The 23415-nt window shown below is 68.4% G+C and carries 18 protein-coding genes; 8 read left to right on the plus strand and 10 right to left on the minus strand.

Features of this window, described 5'->3' with window-relative positions:
• Positions 1-18: 18 nt before the first annotated feature.
• From LK996_RS04885 to LK996_RS04895, 3 genes are all read right to left on the minus strand, one after another.
• Entirely contained in the window at positions 19-1626 is a 1608-nt protein-coding gene (locus LK996_RS04885; RefSeq protein ID WP_230526013.1) for a sensor histidine kinase, read from the minus strand.
• A gap of 92 nt (positions 1627-1718) precedes the next feature.
• Entirely contained in the window at positions 1719-2735 is a 1017-nt protein-coding gene (galE, locus tag LK996_RS04890) for a UDP-glucose 4-epimerase GalE (protein ID WP_230526014.1), read from the minus strand.
• A gap of 73 nt (positions 2736-2808) precedes the next feature.
• Positions 2809-8607, minus strand: coding sequence for a putative Ig domain-containing protein (locus LK996_RS04895; RefSeq protein WP_230526015.1), 5799 nt, complete (start codon positions 8605-8607; stop codon positions 2809-2811).
• 282 nt (positions 8608-8889) lie between these two features.
• Between LK996_RS04895 and LK996_RS04900 the strand changes: the two genes are divergently transcribed.
• Positions 8890-10809 (plus strand): patatin-like phospholipase family protein, encoded by a 1920-nt coding sequence (locus LK996_RS04900; protein WP_230526016.1) that lies wholly within the window; start codon positions 8890-8892, stop codon positions 10807-10809.
• Positions 10810-10813: 4 nt separating this feature from the next.
• On the opposite strand, the gene LK996_RS04905 is transcribed toward LK996_RS04900, so the two are convergent.
• The 6 genes from LK996_RS04905 to LK996_RS04930 form a co-directional block, all read right to left on the minus strand.
• Positions 10814-13153 carry a prepilin-type N-terminal cleavage/methylation domain-containing protein gene (locus LK996_RS04905; RefSeq protein ID WP_230526017.1) on the minus strand — a complete coding sequence of 780 codons (2340 nt, stop codon included), beginning with the start codon at positions 13151-13153 and terminating at the stop codon, positions 10814-10816.
• 13 nt (positions 13154-13166) lie between these two features.
• Positions 13167-14915, minus strand: coding sequence for a hypothetical protein (locus LK996_RS04910; RefSeq protein WP_230526018.1), 1749 nt, complete (start codon positions 14913-14915; stop codon positions 13167-13169).
• Positions 14916-14934: 19 nt separating this feature from the next.
• Positions 14935-15546, minus strand: a complete 612-nt coding sequence (locus LK996_RS04915; RefSeq protein WP_230526019.1) for a PilW family protein — start codon at positions 15544-15546, stop codon at positions 14935-14937.
• Positions 15543-16118, minus strand: coding sequence for a pilus assembly FimT family protein (locus LK996_RS04920; RefSeq protein ID WP_230526020.1), 576 nt, complete (start codon positions 16116-16118; stop codon positions 15543-15545). The genes LK996_RS04915 and LK996_RS04920 overlap by 4 nt, the downstream gene beginning before the upstream one ends.
• 134 nt (positions 16119-16252) lie before the next feature.
• On the minus strand, positions 16253-16567 hold the full coding sequence (locus LK996_RS04925; protein WP_230526021.1) for an I78 family peptidase inhibitor: 315 nt from the start codon (positions 16565-16567) through the stop codon (positions 16253-16255).
• Positions 16568-16620: 53 nt separating this feature from the next.
• Positions 16621-17259, minus strand: coding sequence for a glutathione S-transferase family protein (locus LK996_RS04930; RefSeq protein ID WP_230526022.1), 639 nt, complete (start codon positions 17257-17259; stop codon positions 16621-16623).
• Between the two features lie 171 nt (positions 17260-17430).
• Between LK996_RS04930 and LK996_RS04935 the strand changes: the two genes are divergently transcribed.
• From LK996_RS04935 to LK996_RS04965, 7 genes are all read left to right on the plus strand, one after another.
• The gene (locus LK996_RS04935) at positions 17431-17736 is read left to right on the plus strand and encodes a hypothetical protein (RefSeq protein WP_230526023.1); all 306 of its coding nucleotides are present in this window, start codon (positions 17431-17433) and stop codon (positions 17734-17736) included.
• A gap of 67 nt (positions 17737-17803) precedes the next feature.
• Positions 17804-17974, plus strand: a complete 171-nt coding sequence (locus LK996_RS04940; protein ID WP_230526024.1) for a hypothetical protein — start codon at positions 17804-17806, stop codon at positions 17972-17974.
• Positions 17975-18106: 132 nt separating this feature from the next.
• On the plus strand, positions 18107-20185 hold the full coding sequence (locus LK996_RS04945; protein WP_230526025.1) for a TonB-dependent siderophore receptor: 2079 nt from the start codon (positions 18107-18109) through the stop codon (positions 20183-20185).
• Between the two features lie 19 nt (positions 20186-20204).
• On the plus strand, positions 20205-20468 hold the full coding sequence (locus LK996_RS04950) for a hypothetical protein (RefSeq protein WP_230526026.1): 264 nt from the start codon (positions 20205-20207) through the stop codon (positions 20466-20468).
• The gene (locus LK996_RS04955) at positions 20468-20731 is read left to right on the plus strand and encodes a hypothetical protein (RefSeq protein ID WP_230526027.1); all 264 of its coding nucleotides are present in this window, start codon (positions 20468-20470) and stop codon (positions 20729-20731) included. The genes LK996_RS04950 and LK996_RS04955 overlap by 1 nt, the downstream gene beginning before the upstream one ends.
• Positions 20732-20735: 4 nt before the next feature.
• A complete protein-coding gene (locus tag LK996_RS04960; RefSeq protein ID WP_230526028.1) occupies positions 20736-22322 on the plus strand; it encodes a PepSY-associated TM helix domain-containing protein in 1587 nt (528 codons plus the stop codon).
• Entirely contained in the window at positions 22319-22723 is a 405-nt protein-coding gene (locus tag LK996_RS04965) for a group III truncated hemoglobin (RefSeq protein WP_230526029.1), read from the plus strand. Before LK996_RS04960 ends, LK996_RS04965 begins: the two co-directional genes overlap by 4 nt.
• Here LK996_RS04965 and LK996_RS04970 read toward each other — a convergent pair.
• On the minus strand, positions 22720-23400 hold the full coding sequence (locus LK996_RS04970) for a 2OG-Fe(II) oxygenase (RefSeq protein ID WP_230526030.1): 681 nt from the start codon (positions 23398-23400) through the stop codon (positions 22720-22722). The genes LK996_RS04965 and LK996_RS04970 overlap by 4 nt on opposite strands.
• Between the last annotated feature and the right edge of the window lie 15 nt (positions 23401-23415).

The following is a 23415-nucleotide window of genomic DNA, read 5'->3' on the forward strand; positions in this document are numbered from 1 at the left end:
AGCGTTCGATGACAGCGGTCACGCCGTCGCGCGCACATGCACCGGCAGGCACACGCGAAAGCGCGCGCCCTTGCCGAGCCCCGCGCTGTGCGCTTCGATCGACCCCCCCTGCAATTGCACGAGGCTGCGCGCGAGCGCGAGGCCGATGCCGAGGCCGCCGTCGTTGCGGTCGGGCGTCGGTTCGGCCTGCACGAACAGGTCGAACACGTGCGGGATCAGCGTCGCGTCCAGGCCGATGCCGTTGTCTTCGATCTCGACGCACGCACGCTCGTCGTCGACGAAGCAGCGCACTTCGATGCGGCCACCGTCTGGCGTGTACTTCGCGGCGTTGCTGAGCAGGTTGGCGAACACTTGCGTCATGCGCGCCGGATCGCCTTGCAGCAGCACCGGCGCATCGGGGAGCGAGACGCGCAGGACGTGCCCCTTGCGTGCGGCGAGCGGCGCGATCTGTTCGATCGCTTCGCGCAGCGAACGCGCGAGATCCATTTCGCGCATGTCGAGGATGGCGAGGCCGCGCGTCACGCGCGAGACGTCGAGCAGATCGTTGACCAGGTGCGTCACGTGGCGAACCTGGCGTTCGATGATCGCGCTCGCTTCCTGCACGCGGGTCGGCTCGTCGGGCGCCATGCGCAACAGCGCCGCCGCGGTGCCGATCGGCGCGAGCGGGTTGCGCAGTTCGTGCGCGAGCGTGGCGAGGAAGCGGTCCTTGCGCTGGTCCGCGTCGCGCAACGCGGCGAGCGCGGCTTCGCGATCGGTGACGTCGGAGCCCTGCACGAAGATGGCGTAGACGCGACCGTCGTCGCCGACGATGGGCTGGTAGACGAAGTCGACGAAGCGCGGATGCAGTTCGCCGCCCGCGCCCTGGATATGCACTTCCATCCCGCGACCGACGAAGCGCCGGCCCGTTTCGCGCACCTGGTCGAGCAGGTTGATGTAGCCCTGCTCCGCGATCTCGGGGAGCACGTCGACGAGCCTGCGGCCGAGGAAGTCGCGCTTGCCGGTCAACGCTTCGTAGGCCGGGTTCGCGATCTCGAAGGTGTAGTCCGGACCCGACAGCACTGCCATGAACCCCGGCGCCTGCGCGAACAACGCCTGCATGTGCCGGCGTTGCGCTTCGAGCAAGCTGTTGGCGTCCTGTACGGCGCGCGCGCGCGACACCACGCCTTGCCAGAGTTGTTCCGGCGTCGCGCCGCGCTCCTGGCGCGCGGCTTCGAGCTCGATGCGCGTGCGTTCGACCTCGGTGACGTCGGTGGTGTGTTGCAGCACGCCATGGACGCGACCGTCGCCATCGAACAGCGGCGTGTGCGTCGCGCTCCAGTAGCGTTCCTCCACCACGCGGCCCGACGCGGTCTCGCGCTCGATCGTGAAAGGCACGAGCGCGAGCATGTCGGGGCGGCCGGTGTCGAAGGCGCGCTCGATCGAACGCCGCACGGCTTCCGCCTGCGCCTGCCCCGCGCCATCGACTTCACCGGGGAACGCGTCGAAGACGCGACGCCCGATCAATGCTTCGACGGTCGTGCTCAGGATGCTCGCGTAGGCCTCGTTGACGGCGAGGTAGCGCAGGTCGCGGTCGACGACCATGTAGGGATTCGGCGATTGGCGGAACAACGATTCGAAGTCGACCACGCCTGGCTCCGTGCGCCACCGGGGAAGTCGCGGGGGTCGCGCATTGTGGCGAAGCGCGCGTCATCGCGGCTTCACATCGCGCGGGGCGCGCCCTAGAAGGACTGCGCGGCGTGCCAGCGCAGCGCGGTTTCGATGATCGGTTCCAGCCGGTCGTACGCGGGGCGCCATCCGAGCGCCGCGCGCGCACGGTCGCTTGCCGCCACCAGCACGGCCGGATCGCCCGCGCGCCGCGGCTCGATCGAATACGGGATCGCGCGACCGCTCACCGCTTCGGCCGCCGCGATCACTTCGCGCACGGAGAAGCCGGTGCCGTTGCCGAGGTTGAACGCGTGTGCACCCGCTTGCGCGTCGAGGAAGTCGAGCGCGCGCAGGTGTGCATCGGCGAGATCGTCGACATGCACGTAATCGCGCACGCACGTGCCGTCCGGCGTCGGCCAATCGTCGCCGAACACCTTCAATGCGGGACCGGTGCCGAGCGCGGCGCGCAACACGTTGGGAACCAGGTGTGTTTCCGGCGCATGCGATTCGCCGATCACGCCATCCGGGCTCGCGCCCGCCGCGTTGAAGTAGCGCAGCGCGACCGAACGCAATCCGTATGCGGTGGCGGCATCGGCGAGGATGCGTTCGACCATCGCCTTGCTCGCGCCGTAAGGATTGATCGGTTGCCTCGGATGATCCTCGTCGATGCGCGCCGACTGCGGTTGCCCGAACACCGCGGCGGTCGACGAGAACACCAGGCGATCGACGCCATGGCGCCGCATCGCCTGCAACAGCACCAGCGTGCTGCCGACGTTGCTCGTGTAATACGCGTACGGATCGGCGACCGATTCGCCGACCAGCGAACGCGCGCAGAAATGCATCACCGCATCGAAGCGCGCGTTGCCGAAGACGCGATCGAGCGCATCCGCATCGCCGATGTCCGCTTCGACCAGCTCGCCCCAGCGCACCGCTTCGCGATGACCGGTGGAGAGATCGTCGAGGACGGTGACGCGGTGGTCGCGTTCGGCGAGCCAGCGCGCCATGTGGCTGCCGATGTAGCCCGCGCCGCCGCAGACCAGGACGTGCTTCTTTGCGGCAGGCTTCCTGGAGTCGGGCGTGTGCTCGGGCATGCGCGGAAGGATGCCCGGAAACGAACCGGGGCGGGAAGGCCCGCCCCGGTTCGGGTCGATCGATGGAGCAGGATCAGAAGTCGGCGCGGATCTGCAACCGCAGCGCCTGGCCCTCGAAGAGGTCTTCCGCGCTGCCTGCCGTGCCGTACTCGAAGGTGACCCGGACCGCGCCGAACGCCGCTTCGAGGCCGAACGCCGCGAGCGCGCTGCGTTCGTCGAGGCCGCGCACCGCGAGCACGTACGGCGAGGCCGGCGCGTCGAGGTACCACAGCTGCTGGTTCACCGATGCGCCGTTGCGGTCGCGCACTTCGACGCGCACCTTCGGCGTCAGCGTGCCCCAGTTGAAGCGCAGGTCGTGGAAGGCCTCGGCACCCAGGACGAACGCCGAGTTGCGTTGCGACACGTCGCCGTACTGCAGCGCCAGCGGGCTGGTCGCCGATTCGGCGAAGCCGTCGAGCTCGGTACGCGCGTGTTCGTAGCGCAGGTACGGGACCAGGCCGCGATCGCCGTTGCGCCATTCGCCGCTCAGCTCGACACCGATGAACGCGTTGGTGCCGTCGCGTTGACCGACCACCACGCCCGCGTCGCCGAGGGCACGACGGCTGTCGAGGTCGAGGTCCGTGCGACCGGCGACGGCCGCGAGGCCGAAGGTGTCGCCGAGTGCGACGCGGCCGTACAGCATCCACGTCTTGCCATCGACATCGCCGCGATACCCCGACGCGCGTTCTGCGATATCCCAGCCGGTGCCGAGCGCGGCGCCGAAGCGGACCATGCCGAGCTGCATGTCGGCGCCGACGGTGAACGCGCCGGTGACCGAGGTGCCGCTGGCGTAGTTCGTGTCGTGCGTGCCGGAGGCCCACACTTCGATCGGCTGCTTGCATGCTTCGTTCGACTCGCCTTCCGACGGCGCGCACGGCGCACGCGGCGCGTCGAGTCGGCGGAACACGTGCGACATCTGCATCTCGCCCTGGCGACGCGCGGCACCGAGTTGTTCGGTGACGCTGTCGATCACGCTCGGATCGCGCGTCGGATCCGGACGCACCAACGCGCCGATGATCAGGGTGAAGGCGCGCGAGCCCGCGTGGCCCAGGTCGTCTTCGCCGCGCACGGTGAACGTGTAGGTGCCCGGCGTCGTCGGCGTGCCCGACAGCGTGCCGTTGTTCGACAACGTCATGCCCGCCGGCAACGCACCATCGGAAACCGTGAACGTGTACGGCGCGGTGCCGCCGGTGGCGCCGAACGTCGCGCTGTACGGCGCACCGCCGTGGCCTTCCTCGAGCGTGCCCGGCGTGATGTCGAGCACGATCGCTTCGGCGACGGCGAGCGTGTATGCGCGCGTGCCGAAGTTGCCGTCGGCGTCGGTCGCGGTGACGGTGAACGTCGCATCGCCCGCGGTCGTCGGCGTGCCGCTGATGTGGCCGTCGGCAGCGAGCACGAGGCCTTCCGGCAGCGTGCCTTCGGTGATCGCGAAGGTGTACGGCGCGCTGCCGCCGTTCGCGGTCAGCACTTGCGCGTACGCATCGGCCGCGGTCGCACCCGGCAGCGTTTCCGGATCGACGTTGAGCAGGTCGCCGCCGGCGATCGCCAGCGCATAGGCGTGCGTCGCGGTGTCGCCGTTCGCGTCGGTGGCTTCGACCGAGAAGGTGAAGTCGCCGGCCGCGGTCGGCGTGCCGGTGAGTTCGCCGTTCGCGGCGATCGCCAGGCCCGCGGGCAACGCACCCGAGGCGAGGCCGAACGTGTACGGCGCAGTGCCGCCGGTCGCGGTGAACGTCTGCGCGAACGCGGTGCCGTTGGTGCCGCCGGCCAGCGTGTCCGGGGTGATCGCGATCGTCGCGGCCGCGATGGTCACGGCATACGCACGCGCGCCCTTGTCGCCATGCGCGTCGGTCGCTTCGACGGTGAAGGCGTACGAGCCCGCACCCGCCGGCGTGCCGGCGAGCTTGCCGTTCACGAGCGTCAAACCCTTGGGCAACGTGCCCGACGTCAGCGCGTACACATACGGCGCGCTGCCGCCGGTCGCGGCGAAGTCCTGCGAATACGCCTTGCCGTTGCTGCTGTTCGGCAGCGTCGCGGGCGTCACCGTGACGGACGCGGCGCCGACGACGAGCGCGTAGGAGCGAATGGTGTTGTCGCCGTTCGCATCGACCGCCTTGATGTCGAAGTGGAACGTGCCCGCCGCCACGCCCGGCGTACCGGCCAGCGTGCCGGCCGACGTCAGCGAGAGGCCCGCCGGCAACGTGCCCGAGTCGAGCGAGAACGCGTAGGGCGCGGTGCCGCCGTTCGCGGTGATCGACTGCGAGTACGCGGCGCCGTTCGCGGCATTGGGCAGCGAGTCGGGCGTGATCGCGACGGTCGCCGGATCGACGATGAGCGCGTAAGGCATCGACGAGGTGTCGCCGTTGGCGTCGGTGACGGTGACGGTGATGTCGTACGTATCGGCCGGGCACGTCGGCGTACCCGACAGCACGCCACCCGACGACATCGCCAGGCCGTTCGGCAACGTGCCCGTGGTGATCGCGTACGTGTAGGCCGGCGTACCGCCGGTCGCGCTGAGCGACTGCGAGTAGGCCGCGCCGTTCTTCGCGGTGGGCAGCGCGTTCGGCGTGATCGCGATGACCGCCGGGTCGATCGTGACCGTGTAGTCGCGCGAACCCGTGTCGCCGTTGTTGTCCGTCGCGGTGATCGTGAAGGTGTAGGAACCTGCGACCGTCGGCGTGCCCGACAGCGTGGCGCCCGACAGCGACAGGCCCGTCGGCAGCGCGCCCGACGCGGTGAACGTGTACGGCGCATTGCCGTCGGTCGCACCGAAGGTCGCGCTGTAGGCGGCGCTGTTGATGCCGCTGGGCAGCGACGACGGCGTCACCGCGATCATCGCGGACGCAACGCCGAGCGTGTAGGCCTGGTCGAGCGTGTCGCCGTTGGCGTCGCGCACGCGCACCGTGATCGGATACGCACCGGCGGTCGCGTTCGGCGTGCCGGAGAACGCGCCGGCCGACGAGAAGGCGATGCCGGTCGGCAGCGCGCCCGACACGAGCGAGAACGTGTACGGCGCGGCGCCGCCCGATGCAGTGAGGTCTTCCTGGTAAGCGCGCGCGTTCACCGCGCTAGGCAGCGTGCCCGGCGAGAGGGTGAGCGTCGCGCCGCCGATGACGAGCGAATACGTCTCCGTCGCGGTGTCGCCGAATGCATCGGTGACGGTCACGTCGAATGCGTACGAACCGGAGGCGCCGTTCGGCGTACCGGACAACACACCCGCCGGCGATAGCGCGAGGCCCGTCGGCAACGCAGTCGACGCATACGCGTACGGCGCGGTGCCGCCCGACGTGGTGAACGTCTGGCTGTACGCGACGCCGTTGGTCGCACCAGGCAGCGAGGCCGGCGCGATCGCGAGCGTCGCGGCGGAGACCGCGACCGTATAGGTGCGCGAACCGGTGGAAGCGAAGCTGTCCGTCGCGGTGATGGTGAAGGTGTACGAACCCGCGGCCGTCGGCGTGCCCGACAGCGTGTCGCCTGCCAGCGCGAGGCCGGTGGGCAGCGTGCCGGTATGCGAGTACGCGTACGGTGCCGTGCCGCCCGACGCGGTGAACGTCGTGCTGTACGCGGTGCTCTTCGTGCCGGCCGGCAGCGTCGTCGGATCGACGGTGACCGTCGCGGCAATCACTTCCAGCGAGTACGCCTTGACCGCGGTGTCGCCGTTCTGGTCGGTCGCGGTGACGGTGAAGTTGTACGTGCCCGTCGCGGTCGGCGTGCCCGACACCGTGTCGCCGAGCAGCGTGATGCCCGGAGGCAACGCACCGGCGGTGATCGTGTAGACGTACGGGCCGGTGCCGCCGGTGGTGAACAGTTGCTGCGAGAACAACACGCCCACGGTCGACTGCGGCATGAACGCCGGCGCGACGCCCATCGACGCGGGATCGATGGTGAGCGTGTAGCTGCGCGAGGTCGACGCAAGCGCTGCATCATCGACGCGGATGGTGAAGCTGTACGGGCCCGCGGCAGTGGCCGGCGTGCCGCTCAGCGTGCCGTCGGAGGCGAGCGTTACACCGGTGGGCAGCGTGCCGGACTCGACGGTGAAGGTGTAAGGCGCCACACCGCCTGCGGCGATGAACGATTCGGAGTACGCGAACCCGTTCCTGCCATTCGAAAGCGAAGTCGGACCGAACGTGAGCGGCTCGGCGACGATCGTGAGCGAAATCGTCACGGTCTTCGAATCGCCGTTCGCATCGGTCGCGGTGACATCGAACGTGTACGTGCCCGGCGTGGTCGACGCGCCCGACAGCGTGCCGCCGCCCGACAACGTGATGCCCGGCGGAAGCGTGCCGCTCGTGGTGAACGTGTACGGGCCGGTGCCGCCGCTCGCGGTGAACGTCGTGTTGACCGGCGTGCCGCTCGCGACATCGGCGAGCGACGACGGCGACACGGTGATGCTGGCCGGCGTCACGACCAGCGTGTAACCGTGCAGCCCGCTGTCGCCGAGCATGTCGGTCGCGATGACGTTGAAGTTGAACGTGCCCGCGCTGGTCGGCGTGCCCGAAAGCGTGCCGTCGTTCTGCAGGGTCACGCCGGTCGGCAGCATGGAGGCCATGCCGAGCGAGTAGATGTAGGGGGCGGTGCCGCCGGTGGCGGTGAACACCTGGCTGTAGGCGACGCCGTTGTTCGCGCTGGGCACGGAGCTCGGCGACAGCGAGATCGTCGCTGCGGTGATCGCGACCGTGTACGCGCGCGTGCCGAAGTTGCCGTTGGCATCCTGCGCGCGCACGGTGAAGTTGGAGGTGCCGATCGCATTCGGCGTGCCGGTGATCGCACCGGTCGACGGCGCGATCGACAGGCCGCTCGGCAGCGAACCGGCGGAAATCGAATACACGAACGGAGCGGTGCCGCTCGAGGTGACCGTCTGGCTATACGCGGTCGACCTGGCGCCGTTGGGCAGCGATGCCGGCGCAAGGACCAGCGAGTTGCTGCCCGCGATCGCCACCGTGTACGCGCGCGTGCCGGTGTTGCCGAGCGAGTCGGTCGCCTGCACGGTGAAGTTGTAGCTGCCCGCGACATTCGGCACGCCCACGATGAAACCGGAGGCCAGGGAGACTCCGGTCGGCGGCGAGCCCGCGCTGATCGCGTAGGTATACGGACCGGTGCCGTTGCCCACGCTGAGCGCCTGCGAATACGGCACCGTCGTCTGGCCGCCAGGCATGATCGACGGGAGGACGTTGAGGATCACCGGCGGCGCCGCGTTGATCGTGATCGAGAACGTCGACACACCCGTGCGCGACGATGCATCGGTCGAGCGCACGGTGAACGAGTACGTGCCCGCGAGCGTCGGCGTGCCGCTCAGCGCGCCGGTGGTCGCGAGCGTCACGCCCGGGGGCAGCGTGCCGCCGACGAGCGCGTACGTGTACGGCGAGCTGCCGCCGGTGGTCGTCAGCGATCCGCTGTACGCGGTCCCGACCGTGCCGGTCGGCGGCGTGCCGCCCACCGTCAGCAGGCACGAGCCGGTCGCACCACCGGTCACGTTGAACGAGAACTCGTTGCTGCCGTTGAACAGCGCCGTCGTTCCGTTCCCCGAGATCTGGAGGGTGAACTTCTTGTTGCCGTTCGTGGCGCAGGTCATGCCGCTGACCAGGCCCGAACTCGACACCGAGATGCCAGCCGGCAACCCCGCGCCGACGACCGTGAACGTGTACGGCCCCATGTAACCCGAAGGTCCCGACGGCACGATCTGCTGCGAATAGGCCGCACCGGCCGTCACGCTCGCGAGATTGGTTTCGACGGCGATGCCGTCGACGGTTCGGACGGAAGCGAATGCAGGCGCGGCGATGAGCGTCGCGACGGCCACGAACGTGGCGGCCGCGGCCCGAAGAAGGCGGCTGAGCATGTTGCGGATTTCCCCTGTGAGAGCCCCAGATGCCTTTCACGTCCCCCTGACGCGGCATGTGGCGCGGCGCGAGTGTGACATCGGCCCGGAACCGATTTCAACCTCCATCACACTTCCGGACATTCGTTCTTGCGTTCTCTGATTTGGACGACGACAGCCTCGGTCAATAGGTGACCTTCGGTGTCACTTCCGGACCGCCACGGCCCTGCCCCACGAGGAACTTGATCGCCTGGCGCACATCGCCGAAGGTCGTTGCATCGCGGCGGCAGGGAAACGAGTGCGATGAAGTACTGCGACCTGGTGATGAAGGGCGGGATCACGAGCGGCATCGTGTATCCGAATGCGGTGCTCACCCTCGCGCGCGAGTTCCGTTTCAAGAGCGTGGGCGGAACATCGGCGGGTGCGATCGCGGCCGCGGTCACGGCAGCCGCCGCGTATGGCGATCGACGCATCGCAAATGGCGATCCCGCGATGCACGACGCACCCGGCGCAGGGTTCGATGGATTGCGCGACGTCGCCGCGCAACTCACGACGCAAGGCTTCATCCATCGCCTCTTCCAGCCCGCGATGGGCGTGCGCAATGCGTATCGCGCGCTGGTCGTGTGCGCGGGCGCCGCGCCGAAGTGGAAGAAGATCGCGGCCGCATCGCTCGCCGTGCTGGCGACGGCGCCGCTCGAATTCCTGCTGGTGTTCGGATTGCTGCTCGCGCTCGGGTATTCGCTCGCGAACACCGGCGGCCTGCTCGCGATGCTCACGCCTTCCTTTTTCTGCGGTTATGCGGCGGCGACGGTGTCGTCGGTGTTGCGCGTCGCACGCGTGGTGCGCGGCAACCAGTTCGGGCTGTGTGTCGGCATGCGCGAACGCGGCGCATCGACGCCCGCGCTGACGGAGTGGTTGCACGCCACGCTGCAGCGCCTCGCCGGCAAACCGCTCGATGCGCCGCTGACGTTCGCCGACCTGTGCGGCGCGCCGCGCTTTCCCGGCGAACCCGCGACGCCCGACGCACTCGTGCTGCGCATGATCACCACCAGCATCTCGCATCGCGAACCGCGCACCCTGCCCTTCCGCGACGTGCGCTTCTGGTTCCTGCGCGAAGAGTTCGATCGTTTGTTCCCGAAGGTCGTCGTCGACTGGATGGTCGACAACGGCGGCGCGCCGGAGCAGGTGGAAGGCAAGACGTATTACCCGTTGCCCGCGGACGACGACCTCCCCGTGCTCGTCGCCACGCGCATGAGCCTGAGCTTCCCGTTGCTGGTGAGCGCGGTGCCGCTGCACGAGCCGGCGAAGCGCATGCCGGCAGAACCCGAAGCAGTGATCGAACCCGAGCGCGCGCCCGCAACACCCGCGAAATCCGCCGCCGACAGCGTCGATCAACTCGCCGCTGGCGGCGCGCGCACGCCATCGTCGGGCACGCCGTCCACGGACGCGCCGTCGAGGGACGCGCCGTCGAACATCGCGTCGATGCGCACGGTGTGGTTCTCCGACGGCGGCATCGGCAGCAACTTCCCGATCCACCTGTTCGACGCCGCGCTTCCGCTGTGGCCCACTTTCGCGATCAACCTGGTGTACGCGGCGGTCGACGACACCAGCGTGTCGCGCCACGGCGCGATCTTCCTGCCCGAACGCAATGCACAGGGTTGGCAACGCACGTACGCGCGACTCGGCGACGGCAACGCGGCGGGCGACGTCGCGGGCTTCCTGTTCGGGATCGTCGCGACGATGCAGAACTGGCGCGACCTGTTGCTCGCGCGCGCACCCGGCCAGCGCGACCGCATCGTGCACGTCGCACTGGAAGGCGACGAAGGCGGGATGAACCTCAACATGCCGCAGGCGGTGCTCGAACGCATCGCGGCGAAGGGCGCGGCCGCGGGCGAACGCTTCAACGCGTTCTCGTTCGAGAACCACTACTGGATCCGCTGGCGCAACCTCGCCTCCGGCCTGCAGCGCTACACGCTGCAGGTCGCGCGCACGCATGACGCGACGCTGCGCATCCCCGATTACGCGAGCGCGTATGCGTTGCCGGAATCGCCGGATGCGGCGCCGCCCTCGTATCCGTACACCGATTACTTCCAGCGCAACGAATCCACGCGCCTGCTGCTGCAACTCGTCCACCAGGGCGAGGCCTGGGCCGACATGCAGCCCGACCTCACCCAGGGCGCGCCGCGCCCCTTGCCGCAGATGACGATCACGCCGATCTATTGAAGGCTCACCGCCACGGCGTGTTCCAGGTGATCTGGGTGAACGTGCCCTGCGATGCCTTGCAACTGTCGATCGTCGCGAGCTGCGGACTGCCTTCCTCCGTGAAGGTCGCGATCGCCAGCCCGCCTTCCGCGACGGCTGCGAACAGGACCGACGTGCTTTCGATGAGCATGCCTTCGTTCACCGACGCCGCGATCGTGCCGTTGACGCCGTTGAACGTGGCCGATGCAAGCGTGAAGTTGTGGAAGGTCGGCACCGCGACGATCCCCGAGGCAGCCTTGTTGCCCTGGCAGGTGAAGCTCATCTGGGTCGACGTCGTGTCCTCGTAGTTGTACCTGCGGATCGACACCGTGCCCTGCTGCGGCAGGATCGTGCCCGGGCTCGTGCCGCAACGATGATCCGTGCCGGCGGGCTTGAAGCATTCGACGTCGTTGTCGATGCCCAGGCTGAAGAACACGAACGGGTTGCCGCCGCCGCCCAGCGCGCGCACGTCGAACGTCGGACCCGGAGGACCGCCGACATCGAACTGCTGCGACTGCTGGTGCGTCTCGTCGACGTCGGCCTCATCGACGCCGCCCAGGTTGACGTTCGGCGAATACACCGCGATGCCCGAGTTCGAACTGCGCGTCTGCGCCGTGTTCTGCGCCGTGCCGTTGGCGATGCCGGTCGTCCGGCCGCCCGAGGGATCGTCGGGATCGGTGGCAAGCAGGTTGGCGCTGTTGACGTTGATGATGCCTTCCGGCGCGGCGGTCCACGCCGCGATCTCGGTGAGGTTCGCGGTGGTGAACGGCAGGAACTGCAGGATGCAATCGGCTTCCGCATCACCCGAAGGGCACGGATCGTCGTCGCCATCGGCAAAGGCTTCGCTCACTTTCTCGCGCGCCTTCTCCTCGAGATGATCGACATACAGGCCGCGCGCATGCAGGAAGCGGTAGTCGGTGTTGGAGACGACCGGGAGCGTGATCGGCGTGGTCGGGAACTCGCTGAGGAATTCCGCCTGCGGCGTGGCGCCCGGCGGCACCGCCTGGCTGCCGTCGTACAACGCGAGGTAATCCTTGACGAACGTGGTGTACTGCGCGACCGCCGCGTCGGTGGGCTCGCGGGACTTCGCCGGCACACCGTTGTCGTCGGGTTTCGTTTCGAGCAGCCCGAACTGGCGCTGGTACAGGTCCGCCGCGGTCCGCCAGAACCCATCGATGCGCACGAGACGGCACGAATCGACGTAGGTGCCGCCATTCGTGTTCGCGGGCGAAAGCGCGCCGTTGGCGGCGGCGTCGTACTTGATCTCCTCGCCGACGCGTTCCGGATCGAACTCCACGCCGGTGCCGGAGTCGTGGTGGTCGCGGCAGCATTCCTGGCACAGCTCGCTCTGCGTGACGCCCGAACGCGGGCCCGACGCCTTCGTTTGACCGGGCGCGGCGATGTTGCCGTCGGGGATGTGCACGGCGTAGGCGTCGCCCGTCCAGATCGCGGGCCACAGCGCCGTGCGATAGATCTCCGGCAGGTTGGCGCCACCGGCGCCGTATCGGCAGCTGCACTTGATGACCTCGTTGTCAAAACGCTTCGTCACCACCACCGAGCTGTCGCCGAACTGCTGCGGCGGCGTGTAGTTGAGCACCGAGAAGCGCGTGCCGACGATCTCCTGGTTCTTGCCCTGGCCGATGAGTTCCGGCGTGGGGTTGCCGGTGCCGTTCATCATCTGCTGGTCTTCCGGCCCCATCGCGATGGGAAGCACGCCGGACGTCGCGGGGTCGATCGTGCGCACGATCGGGCCGCCGGTGGGGTTCTCGGTCGGATCGGGCGGCACGACGACGAAGTTGGTCAGCGACATCGAGCTGATGTCGGAGACGAGCTGGTTCGAATGGACGCCGCCGGTCGCATCGGTCCACGTGGCCACGAGGCCGACGCGCTTGAACTGCGCGGTGCGCGGATTCTGGTTGGCCGGCGCGGGCGCGGGCGTGGCGAAAGTGGCGTCGCCGTACCAGGTGTTGACAGTCTGTTGCACCGACAGTGAACCCAGGTTCGCCTGCTCGCGCGCGCAGTCGAGCCAATCGTCCGCGCTGCCGTCGTTGTCGCAGCCATCGCCCGCCGCGCCTTCCACGCTGGTGAGCGGAGCCGCTGCGCCTTCCGGCGCAAGGCTGCCGTAACCACCGCTGCGCAGTTCGTCGATGCGCGCGGTCAACATCGCCGCGACGCGCGCACGCGCCTTCGCATCGGCGGAGGCACGGGACAAACTGCCCTGCAACGCCGCGAGCGCCAGCAGGCCGACGCTCAGCACGACGATCGCGACCAGCACTTCGAGGAGGCTGAAGCCCGTCGCCTTGCGTCCATCGTGGAATCGCACCATGGCTGCCGTCTCCTCAGTACGCTTGCTGGTCGGTCCACGCGCCCGGCAGGGTCGAGTAGACGAGTCCGGCTTCTTCGATGACGCCGCGCAGCACGTTGCCGTCGTAGATCACCGCGGCGGTGCCGTTCGCCTTCAACTGGCCCTGCACGACGAGCGCGCCGTAGATCGCGGAGCCTGCGTTCATGAACAACATGCAGTTCGCGGGGCAGTTGCCCGTGAGGCTGCTGCCCGTCTCGGGCCGCAGCGTGGCGCCGGTGTCGCGCACGAACACGTAGCCGAAGACCACGCCGTGGATCGTGATCGGACCATCGAGGATCAGGAACACCGGCGCATCGGGCGTGCCCACCTGGCCGGTGAGGTCGCAGGCTTGCTGGCACCAGATGACGCCGGCGCTGTTCGGCGCGTCGTTGATCATCGCGTTCGTCGCGAGTTGTTCGGCGCGCACGAGTTCCGCGTTCGCGTCTGTCGGAATGATGTGGTCGGCGATCTTGTACAGGTACGCCTCGTCGGGGCCGACCGAACGCGTGACGCCGTTGTCGGTGTTCTGGTACAGGATCGCGCCGGCCTTCGTCTCGGCGAAGCAGTCGAGGTTGTTGTCGAGCCACGCCTCCACGCCGAACACGAACTTGAACATGTCGGGCGGGAATTCGCAGGTCGGATGCGACTGCGCATCGGAGCGCACGTTGAAGTTCGCGCCTACGTGGCCGCCGGTGTTGTAGCCCGTGTCGCTGTTGGTGCCCTCGTCGATGTCGAGGATGTCGATGCCTTCGCAGTCGTCCGACGGATCTTCGCAGCGGTTGATGCCGCTCTGGTCGTAACTGAGCGTCGCCGGCGCGCCGTTGGTGTCGCACTTGCAGTCGTCGCAGCGGATCGTGCTCTGGTAGAGCGTCGGCGTGTGGTTGCCTTGCGTGTAACGGAAGAACTCGTCGGCGTAGCAGGTGTTGGGCGTGCCGTGCTTGTCGATGTTCAGCCGAGTCCATACCGACACCGGCACGCCGGTGCCGCCCGCGTTGGGATTGGTCACGACCTGCAGGTTGCCGGTCACGTCGACCGATCCCGACGCCATGATCGGCGGCGTGTTCATCACTTCGTCGCCGAGCTTCGGATACTGGCCGACGGTCTGCACCAGCGTGCTGCTGGTGTTCTCGCCCGGGAATTTCGCGACGCTGACGAAGGTGGCGACCATGACACGCGACGAACCGATGTCGCCGCACGGAATGCCTCCGGCGGTTTCGGCCGGGCCGTTCGCGTAGCACAGCACGGGCGCGACGCCGTAGGCCACGTTCTGTCCGTTCGCGAGCGATGCGATCTTGGACGCCGCCGGCAACGGCAGCATGTAGCGCGACAACTCGGGATCGATGTTGGCGATCGTGTTCGGCACGTCGCCGCGCAACCGGAACATCTGCTCGCGACGCGACACCGGCGCGGTGGTCGGGTCGCCGTCATGGTCGAACGTCGCGCCGCTGACGGCGCCGCACGGGAAGTTGGTTTCGGTGGCGCCGCAGCGTTGCCACAAGCCGGCGGTCTGCATCATCTCCGGGTGCTGGCGGATCAGGTACTCGAAGCCCTGCGCCAGGCCCGCTTCGGCGACTTCGTTGACGACCTTCGCACGCATGTCGTTGCCGGTGCTGCGTTGTTCGAACATGCCGACCTTCAGCGCGAACAGCGTCAGCAATCCCGCGAGCAGCAACAGCACGAAGGCGATGACCAGGACGGTGCCCGACGCATTGCGGCGGGGGGACAGGCGGGGCGACGCATGCATGGCGCGTTCTCCGACGGATTCAGATGCCGGCGCCGACCGAACGCACGTAAACCGTCTGGCTCATCGTGCGGGTGGGCTGGACCACGTTGGGGTTGGTGTCGACGAGGCGACCGCTCAGCGTGATGGTGAACTCGCGCTCGAACATTTCGCTGGCCGCGTCGGTGGAAGGCGTGAACGCGATGTCGGTGATCTCGACCTGCGGCGACCCGAGCGTCGTCGTGGCGTCGCCGTCGGCACAATCGGCGGGGCGATCGTCGTTCGTGGCAAGCACGACATTGCCGTCGTCGACGCGGACGATGTGCCAGGGGCCGCTCGCGGCGCCTTCGTAGCCGTAGATGATGCAACCGGCGTTCGCGGTGTCGATGGCGCCCACCGGGTTGCCTGCGGGCGCGAGCGCGACGGTGAGCGGATCGCCCACCGAGCGCGCGCGGCGCATGTCGTTGGCGACGAGGTTCAGCGTCGCGCGCAATTCCTGGTGCAGGCGCGTGGACTGCAGCGTCTGCCGATTGGAGCGCACGATCGCGACGACGAGCGCGACGACCGCGGCGGCGACGATCAGGCTCAACGCCATCGCGACCATCATTTCGATGAGCGAGAAGCCGCGCTCGCGACGGCGGCAGGACAAGGTCATTCGCATACCAGCATCCCCGACAGGACCGGCTTGGTGGCCGGCGTGCAGGCGAAGGCCTGCCCAAGCGCGTTGACCCGGATCTCGACGTCGTACTTGCCGGTCGGCGAGGTCAGCGTCACCGTGCGATCGCCCAGCGGCACGATCGCGCCGAGGGTGCTGTTGAAATCGAACGCGGCGGGCAACGCGCCGATCGACACGTCCGTGTAATCGGCGGACGCGACGACCTGGCGACCGCCCGACACGAGGCAGACGCCGGCGTTTGCGCAGTTGCACTCGGTCGCACCCGCGGCGGGCACGCCACCCACGGGCGGGATCGCGGCGTTGGCGCCGACGCACCACGCGGTGCCCGAACCGCGCATCGCGATGTTCACGTCGAGGTCGTTGCGCACGGCCTCGGCGCGCGCGTTACTGATGAGGCTGACGACGTCGTCGGCCGCCGCGCGCACGCGGTTGCGGTCGAAGAAATCCGACAACGACGGTGCCGCGAGGGCTGCGAGCACGGCCAGCACCGCGACCGTGATCATCAACTCCATCAGCGTGAAGCCGCGGGAACAGCTCGCACGAGTACGCATGGTTCTTCCGCCTGCAGACATGCACACGTTTGGCAACGCAGGCAGGTCGCCTTCACGGGCATGCAACGGACGGGCGGATGGCTTCGGCGGACGAACGAATGCGAAGCGCGAAAGTCAGCTTGGTGAACTTGTTTTCACCGACACTCGAAAGACTGCATGACGTTGTCCTTGTCGGTGTAGATCGTCAGGCGATCAGGGCGAAAATCTTTCCGCTCCGTCGACGCGGGCGCGACGATCCGCCACAGGCCCATCCCGCTTTCACGCAACAGGCGGCGCGCGTTGTCCTCGGTCGCGGGCTGGCCGATCGCCCAATCGAGCTTCGAGGTGTCGCACTTCGCCACGCCGGGATCCTGCGTCGACATGGGCGCGCATGCGGCGAGCGTGAAGGACGCAATCACGGCGACGATCGCGCTTGCTGCGGTCGCGACTTCTGCAATCGGGCGGCGCATGGCAGGCTCCTGCGAGTGGACGCCTGCACCCTACTCCTGTGCGATGGCGCGGGCTACGCGGGCAGCTCGCCGGCCGAATGCGGGTCGATCGCATAGGGCTGCGATTCCGCGAGGTGGCCGGGTTGCGCTTCCACGCGCGCGACCCAGGCGCGGAAGGCCGGGAAGGGTTCGAGCGACAAGCCCGCTTCCCCGGCGCGCGCGGCGTAGGCGAACAGCGCGATGTCGGCGATCGTGTACGCCTCGCCCGCGATGAAGGGACGTTGCGCGAGCTCACGGTCGAGCAACGCGAGCGCGCGCAGCGACGCGGTGCGCTTGCCTTCGACGACGTCCGGCGCGCGCTGCTTGCCGGTCATCGTCCAGTGCCGCAGCGAGCCGATCACCGACTCGACGTTCTCCTGCTCGAACGACAACCACTGGTGCACCTTCGCGCGCGCGAACGGTTCGCCCGGCAGGTACGCGGTGCCGTCGGCGAGATACGCGAGGATCGCGTTCGACTCGGCGAGCGCGCGGCCGTCGTCGAGTTGCCACACCGGCACCTTGCCCGTGGGATTCAGCGCGAGGAAACCGGGCGAGCGGCCCTCGCGTTCGAAGATCGACACGAACACCGTGCGATGCGGCGTGCCGAGGTGCTGCAGCAACTGGCGGATCTTCCAGGCGTTGCGGGACGGAAGGTAGTCGTAGAGCGTGGGCATCGTGGCGTGTTCTGGCGTGGGGGACGAAGCGCGAGTCTCCTCCGCAGTCGTCCCCGTCGCCATCCGATTCCTGCCTTGCGTGCGCGCCCCTTCTTCGTCACCCGACCGGGCGATACCACCGGCCGCGGCGCGACCTGTACAGGAAAGCACCCCGCAACAACGGAGATCGACATGCGCACGCTTCCCAGGTGGGCGCCGGGCGTCGCACTCGCCATCGGCTTGTGCATCGCGGGCGCGACCCACGCGCAACACGTCGTCGTCGACGGGTCCATGTGGCTGAAGTCGTCGACGGAGACGCGCAAGGTGTTCCTCATCGGCGCAGGCAACATGGTCGCGCTCGAGAATGCCTACGCGAAGAAGAAAGGCACGCCGCCGCCGACCGTCGGCACGATGGCCGCGAAAGCGGTCGAAGGCATGACGCTCGACGAAGTGTCGGATCGCATCACGCGCTGGTACGAAGCCAACCCCACGCGCTAGGACGTTCCCGTCATGGGCGTGTTGTGGATGGACATCGTCAAGCCCGCCAATCCCTGAGGAAGACGCCATGAAACGCACGTTGAGATTGTTCGCCGCGCATTGCGTGTTGTTGCTCGCCGCATGCGCGACCGTCGCCGGCACCGCGATCGGCGCCGGCATCGGCAGCGTCTCCGGCAACACCGCCGCGGGCGCGATGATCGGCGGCGGCGTCGGCATGATGGTCGACGTCATCGACTGACGCCCGACCCCCGCGGGCCGGGGAGTGGCATACGGCGGCGCATTGCAGAGTCCCGGGCGGGTCTCTACAATTGCGAACGATTCGCATCTGGGCCGTTCCGGCCCGGGTGCACCTCCCCTCAAAGGCCCTTTCATGCCCGCCCACGCCGCGCGTCGCCGCGCCCTGTCCCTGGCCGTCCTGGCCGCCCTCGCCTCCTTCACCGCTGCCGCCCAGGAGCGCGTCATCGACACCGTCGAGGTCGTCGGCAGCAGCGAGACCGCGACCAAGACCGACACCCCGATTTCCGAAATCCCGCAATCCGTGTCGGTCATCTCCAGCGACGAGATGCGCGATCGCGCGGTGCACGGCGTCGAAGAAGCGGTGTGGTTCACCGCCGGCGCGCAGGGCGGCGGCTACGGGCCCGACCCGCGCAGCGACTGGCTGCTGGTGCGCGGCTTCACGCCCGCGCGTTATCTCGACGGCATCGCGCTCGCCGATGGATCGAACACCGGCATCACGCGCATCGAGCCCTACGGCCTGGAACGCGTCGAAGTACTGAAGGGCCCGGCCTCGGTCGGCTACGGTGCGATGCCGCCGGGCGGCCTGCTCAACTACATCAGCAAGCGCCCGACCGAAACGGACCTGCGCGAAGTGGAACTGCAGGCCGGCACGTTCGGCCTCGCGCAGGCCGCGGTCGATTTCGGCGGCGCGCTCAACGACTCGGGCACCTGGCTCTATCGCCTCACCGCGCTCGCGCGCAACAGCGACGACGTCGTCGATTTCGTGCACGACGATCGTTACTACGTCGCGCCCGCGCTGACGTGGAAGCCCGACGAAGCGAACACGCTCACGCTGCTCGCGCGCTACCAGCGCAACGACACCGTCGCCGGCGGCGGCTTCCTGCCTTCGCAGGGCACGCTCGATCCGAATCCGAACGGCAAGATCCCGATCAACCGCTACACCGGCGAACCGGGCTACAACACCTACGACAAGACGATGCAGTCGGCCGGTTGGGAGTTCACCCACGACTTCGGCGGCGGCACGGTGTTCGGCCAGAGCGCGCGTTACGGCACGACCGACATCGATCCGGCGACGACGGTCGGCGCGTTCGGCCTGCTCGGCGACCTGCGCACGCTGTTCCGCTACATCTGGGCGACCGAAGAGGAATCGAAGAACTTCGGCATCGACAATCACCTGCAGTTCGCGTTCACCACCGGCGGCGCCGAACACACGGTGCTGATGGGCATGGACTATCGCAACGCGCGCAACAACTACGCGTCCGCGTTCTCGTTCACCGCGCCGACGCTCGACATCTTCAACCCCGTGTACGGCGCGACGATCGTGCGCCCCGACTACACCTCGCGCGTGATCCAGCACCAGTCGCAGGTCGGCTTCTACCTGCAGGACCAGGTGAAGATCGATCGCTGGGTGGTGACCCTCGGCGGCCGCCAGGATTTCGTCGGCACGACCACCGAGGACGTGATCGTCGGCGGCGGCGGACGTCGCCAGAGCGACGACAAGTTCTCCGGCAAGGTCGGCGTCAACTACGTGTTCGACAACGGGCTTGCGCCTTACGCGGGCTGGTCGCAGTCGTTCCAGCCGACGGTGGGCACCGATTTCTTCGGCAAGGCCTTCGTGCCGACGACGGGCGACCAGGTCGAAGTCGGCCTGAAGTACCAGCCGCGCGGCAACCGCATCCTCGCCACGATCGCCGCGTACCGCCTGCTGCAGCAGAACACGCTGACGGTGGATCCGAACCACACGCTGTATTCGATCCAGCAGGGCGAAACCGAAGTGCGCGGCGCCGAACTCGAAGGCCGCTGGTATGCGACCGACGGCCTGAGCCTGTTCGGCGCGTACACGTACGCCGATACGGAAGTCACGCAATCCAACGACCCGCTGTCGCTCGGCAAGCAGATCCCGCTGCAGCCGAAGCACGTGGCGTCGCTCGGCTTCGATTACACCTTCACCGCAGGCGCGCTGTCGGGCTTCGGCTTCGGCGCGAGTTCGCGTTACACGGGCGAACACTACGGCGATGCGTACAACGAATGGCAGACGCCGTCGTACACGCTGTTCGACGCGGCGATCCATTACGACGTCGGTCCGTGGCGCCTGCAACTCAACGCGAACAACGTCGCGGACAAGGAGTACATCAGCGCGTGCAACAGCGCGGCGTGGTGCTACTACGGCTATCCGCGCACGGTGACCGCGACCGCGCGGTTCCAATGGTGAATGCCCCAGTGGTGATGCGTTGCTGACCCTGCTCGCCATCGTTGCCACGCTGCTCTCGGCCGCATCGCTGCATGCGGGCTCGCCGCATGGGCGATGGCCGGGCGCCGCGCGACGCGCGTTCGGTCGCAAGGCGATCGGTTTCGCGATCGCGGGGGTCGCGCTCGCGGCATGGATCGCGCGACTCGGCATCGGCGCGGGCGCGTGCGCGATGGTCCTGACGTGGATGTTCGCGTTCGTCTTCCTGCCCTACGCGATGACGCTGCGCGCAGGGGAGCCGCGCTGATGTGGGCGCGCGCAAGCGCCGGCGTCGTCGCCGGTTTCTTCCTCTCGGCAGGCATCGTCGGCCTGGTGTGCTGGGGCTTGCCCGGACCGTGGACGTCGACGATCGTCGGCGGCCTCGTCGCGTTCTTCCCGGTGTGGATGGGCGTGATGGGCGCGAGCTTCGCCTTCGCGAACGGACGCCGCGCGTGGGCGTGGCTGGGTTCGCTCGCGGTGTTCAGCATGGGCGCGCTCTGGGGCCTGCAGCAATTGGCGTGGGTGGCGTGACGCGATGAAGTTCAGTGCCGACACGCTCCGCAAGTTCACCACCGTCCACACGTGGGTCGGCCTGGTCGCGGGCTTCGCCCTGTTCGTCGCGTTCTACGCGGGCGCGATCACCGTCTTCCATCACGACGTGCAGGCGTGGCAATCGCCGCACGGCGTGGCGCGCAAGGCCGAATCGCTTGCCGACGCGCAGCGACTGCTGGACGAAACGCTTCGCCTGCATCCGGAAGCGCGCACGCACGTCGGCATGGTGTTCCCCGGCGGCGAGTATCCGGTCGCGTCGAGCTACTGGGTCGATGCGAAGGGCACGTGGCAGTTCGCCACGCTCGCCGATCCGCAGGGCCGCCCCGAATCCACCGGCACCGAGTTGCCGGAACTCGTCAACGCGCTGCACTACACGCTGGGCCTGCCGATCACCGCGGGCACGTGGCTGATGGGCGTCGTGAGCCTGTTGTATGGACTCGCGTTGATTTCCGGCGTCGTCATCCACCTGCCGAAGCTCGTCGAGGATCTGTTCGCGCTGCGTCGCGGCCGCAACCTCAAGCGCTTCTGGCAGGACGCGCACAACGTCATCGGCGTGCTCAGCCTGCCGATGCACGTCGTGTTCGCGACCACGGGTGCGCTGCTGTGCCTGCTCGCGTTGCTGATGGCGACGATGAACCCGCTCGTGTTCCGCGGCCAGCTGATGACGGCGCTGCCCGCCGCGATGGACACCGCGCCGCAGGTCGCCGCATCGGAACGCGCGCAGCCGATCGCCTCGCTCGCCTTCCTGCATGCGCGCGCGATCGAAGTCGCGCGCGAACACGGCGTGCCCGACTTCGAACCCGCCTACCTGAAGCTCGCCAACGCCGGCGACGCCAACGCGATCATCGAGATCAGCGGCGCCAGCGAACGCGCGGTCGGCGCGATCGGTTCCGTCGCGATGAACGCCGCCACGGGCGAAGTCCTCGCCACGCAATTGCAGGGTGCGCGCGACGCCAACCACGCCACGCTCTCCGCCACGTACTCGCTGCACTTCGGCGACTGGGGCAACGCGTGGGTGCGGTGGATGTATTTCCTGCTCGGCCTCGGCGGCGCGTTCCTGTTCTATTCCGGCAACCTGTTGTGGATCGAATCGCGCCGCAAGCGCAGGCAGCAGGCGCAAGGCCGCGCGCAGTGGTGGATGGCGCGCGCGACGGTCGGCGTGTGCATCGGCGTGTGCGTCGCGATCTCCGCCGCGTTCGTCGCGGCCGCGGTGTTGCAGATGCCGGCGTGGCGCACGCGCGTGGATCTCGACACCGGCATCCGCGTCGCGTGCCTGGCCACGTGGATCCTGTGCGCGACCTGGGCCGCGTTGCGGCCGCCGATCCGCGCGGCGCACGAACTGCTGTGGCTCGCCGCGATCGTCACCGCGCTGGTGCCGATCGCACATGGCGTCGCCACCGGCGCATGGCTGTGGACGAGCGCGGCCGCCGGCGACATGTCGCTCTTCGCGATCGACGCCGGTGCACTTGCGCTCGCGTTCGGCTTCGCGCGCCTCGCGCAAGCGTCACGCAAGCGCATGCACGATGGCGATGGAAACAGCGTGTGGGCGATCCAGGCCACGACCCCATGACCACGCCACTCGACAACGCCGACATCGTCCGCCTCGTCGATCGTTTCTACGACCGCGTGCAGGCCGACCCGATCCTCGGCCCCGTGTTCAATCCCGCCGTGCACGACTGGCCGGAACACAAACGCACGCTCGTGTCGTTCTGGAGTTCGATCGCGCTCGGCACGCGCAGCTATCGCGGCAATCCCATGGCGATGCATCGCCCGCATGCGATTCGCGAAGAGCACTTCGCGCATTGGCTCGCGCTGTGGCGCGAAGTCGCGGAGGCCGAGCTGCCCGCCGAACACGCGGCCATGTTCATCGAACATGCGAATCGTATCGCGCAGAGCCTGCAATTCGGCCTGGGACTGATGCCGCGGCGTGGAGTGATCCGCGGGCTGCCGGTGATCGGCGACGACCTTTAGTCCATGTGCGACGCGTTGCGATCGCGATGCTTTCCCAGCGCACGATCCGCCCGCCCCGCCACCCATTTGACGAATCGCGACCACCGTCCGCGCCGCGTCTTCCGCGAGCGCGCCGATTCATCGACCAGCCACGCCACCTGGATCACGTGCCGCTCGCCTTCGAACGGCAGGTGCCCGTGCCACGAACACTCGGTGCGCTTGAACGCCGCGAGCGTGCCGTAGAGCGGCGGGATTTCGGGAACGAGCGTCGCGTCGATGTCGTTCGTGGCCGACAGGAAACGCAGGCAACCGGCATGCGATCCGTCGGGCCAGTGCGGGTTGAGGTACAGCAACGCGCTGGCGACTTTCGACAGGCTGTCGGTGTGGATCGACCCGTGCCGCTCGTTGAGCGAACGGCAGATCGTCACCAGCGGCGGATGGCGCGACATGCCGGCGATGCCGAGTCGCGCACCCAGCGCATCCGCGAAACCGGGCGCCGTCAGTTCGGCGACGAGCGCGTTGACGCTCGCACCGCAGTCGCCGACGTCGTGCGGGAAATACCCCGCGCCGCGATAGCGCGGAAAATCCGCATCCAGCGCCGACACGTACGCCGGATCGAGCACGTCGTGCGCGATCAGCAAGGGGAACGGCGCCTCCCGGACGTCGGCGACATCGAGCTGGTCCGTTCGCAGCAACATGCGGGAAATCTTCCG

The sequence above is a fragment of the Noviluteimonas lactosilytica genome, assembly GCF_020866925.1.
In the GTDB taxonomy this organism is placed as follows: Bacteria; Pseudomonadota; Gammaproteobacteria; order Xanthomonadales; family Xanthomonadaceae; genus Noviluteimonas; species Noviluteimonas lactosilytica.

What these genes read in the sequence shown, in the direction of transcription:
- LK996_RS04930 (WP_230526022.1), bottom strand. Translation starts at nt 17,259, where the DNA reads ATGCCCACGCTCTACGACTACCTTCCGTCCCGCAACGCCTGGAAGATC.
- LK996_RS04965 (WP_230526029.1), top strand. Translation starts at nt 22,319, where the DNA reads ATGACCACGCCACTCGACAACGCCGACATCGTCCGCCTCGTCGATCGT.
- LK996_RS04910 (WP_230526018.1), bottom strand. Translation starts at nt 14,915, where the DNA reads ATGCATGCGTCGCCCCGCCTGTCCCCCCGCCGCAATGCGTCGGGCACC.
- LK996_RS04935 (WP_230526023.1), top strand. Translation starts at nt 17,431, where the DNA reads ATGCGCACGCTTCCCAGGTGGGCGCCGGGCGTCGCACTCGCCATCGGC.
- LK996_RS04900 (WP_230526016.1), top strand. Translation starts at nt 8,890, where the DNA reads ATGAAGTACTGCGACCTGGTGATGAAGGGCGGGATCACGAGCGGCATC.
- LK996_RS04970 (WP_230526030.1), bottom strand. Translation starts at nt 23,400, where the DNA reads ATGTTGCTGCGAACGGACCAGCTCGATGTCGCCGACGTCCGGGAGGCG.
- LK996_RS04895 (WP_230526015.1), bottom strand. Translation starts at nt 8,607, where the DNA reads ATGCTCAGCCGCCTTCTTCGGGCCGCGGCCGCCACGTTCGTGGCCGTC.
- LK996_RS04945 (WP_230526025.1), top strand. Translation starts at nt 18,107, where the DNA reads ATGCCCGCCCACGCCGCGCGTCGCCGCGCCCTGTCCCTGGCCGTCCTG.
- LK996_RS04955 (WP_230526027.1), top strand. Translation starts at nt 20,468, where the DNA reads ATGTGGGCGCGCGCAAGCGCCGGCGTCGTCGCCGGTTTCTTCCTCTCG.
- LK996_RS04915 (WP_230526019.1), bottom strand. Translation starts at nt 15,546, where the DNA reads ATGACCTTGTCCTGCCGCCGTCGCGAGCGCGGCTTCTCGCTCATCGAA.
- LK996_RS04960 (WP_230526028.1), top strand. Translation starts at nt 20,736, where the DNA reads ATGAAGTTCAGTGCCGACACGCTCCGCAAGTTCACCACCGTCCACACG.
- galE (WP_230526014.1), bottom strand. Translation starts at nt 2,735, where the DNA reads ATGCCCGAGCACACGCCCGACTCCAGGAAGCCTGCCGCAAAGAAGCAC.
- LK996_RS04925 (WP_230526021.1), bottom strand. Translation starts at nt 16,567, where the DNA reads ATGCGCCGCCCGATTGCAGAAGTCGCGACCGCAGCAAGCGCGATCGTC.
- LK996_RS04920 (WP_230526020.1), bottom strand. Translation starts at nt 16,118, where the DNA reads ATGCGTACTCGTGCGAGCTGTTCCCGCGGCTTCACGCTGATGGAGTTG.
- LK996_RS04940 (WP_230526024.1), top strand. Translation starts at nt 17,804, where the DNA reads ATGAAACGCACGTTGAGATTGTTCGCCGCGCATTGCGTGTTGTTGCTC.
- LK996_RS04905 (WP_230526017.1), bottom strand. Translation starts at nt 13,153, where the DNA reads ATGGTGCGATTCCACGATGGACGCAAGGCGACGGGCTTCAGCCTCCTC.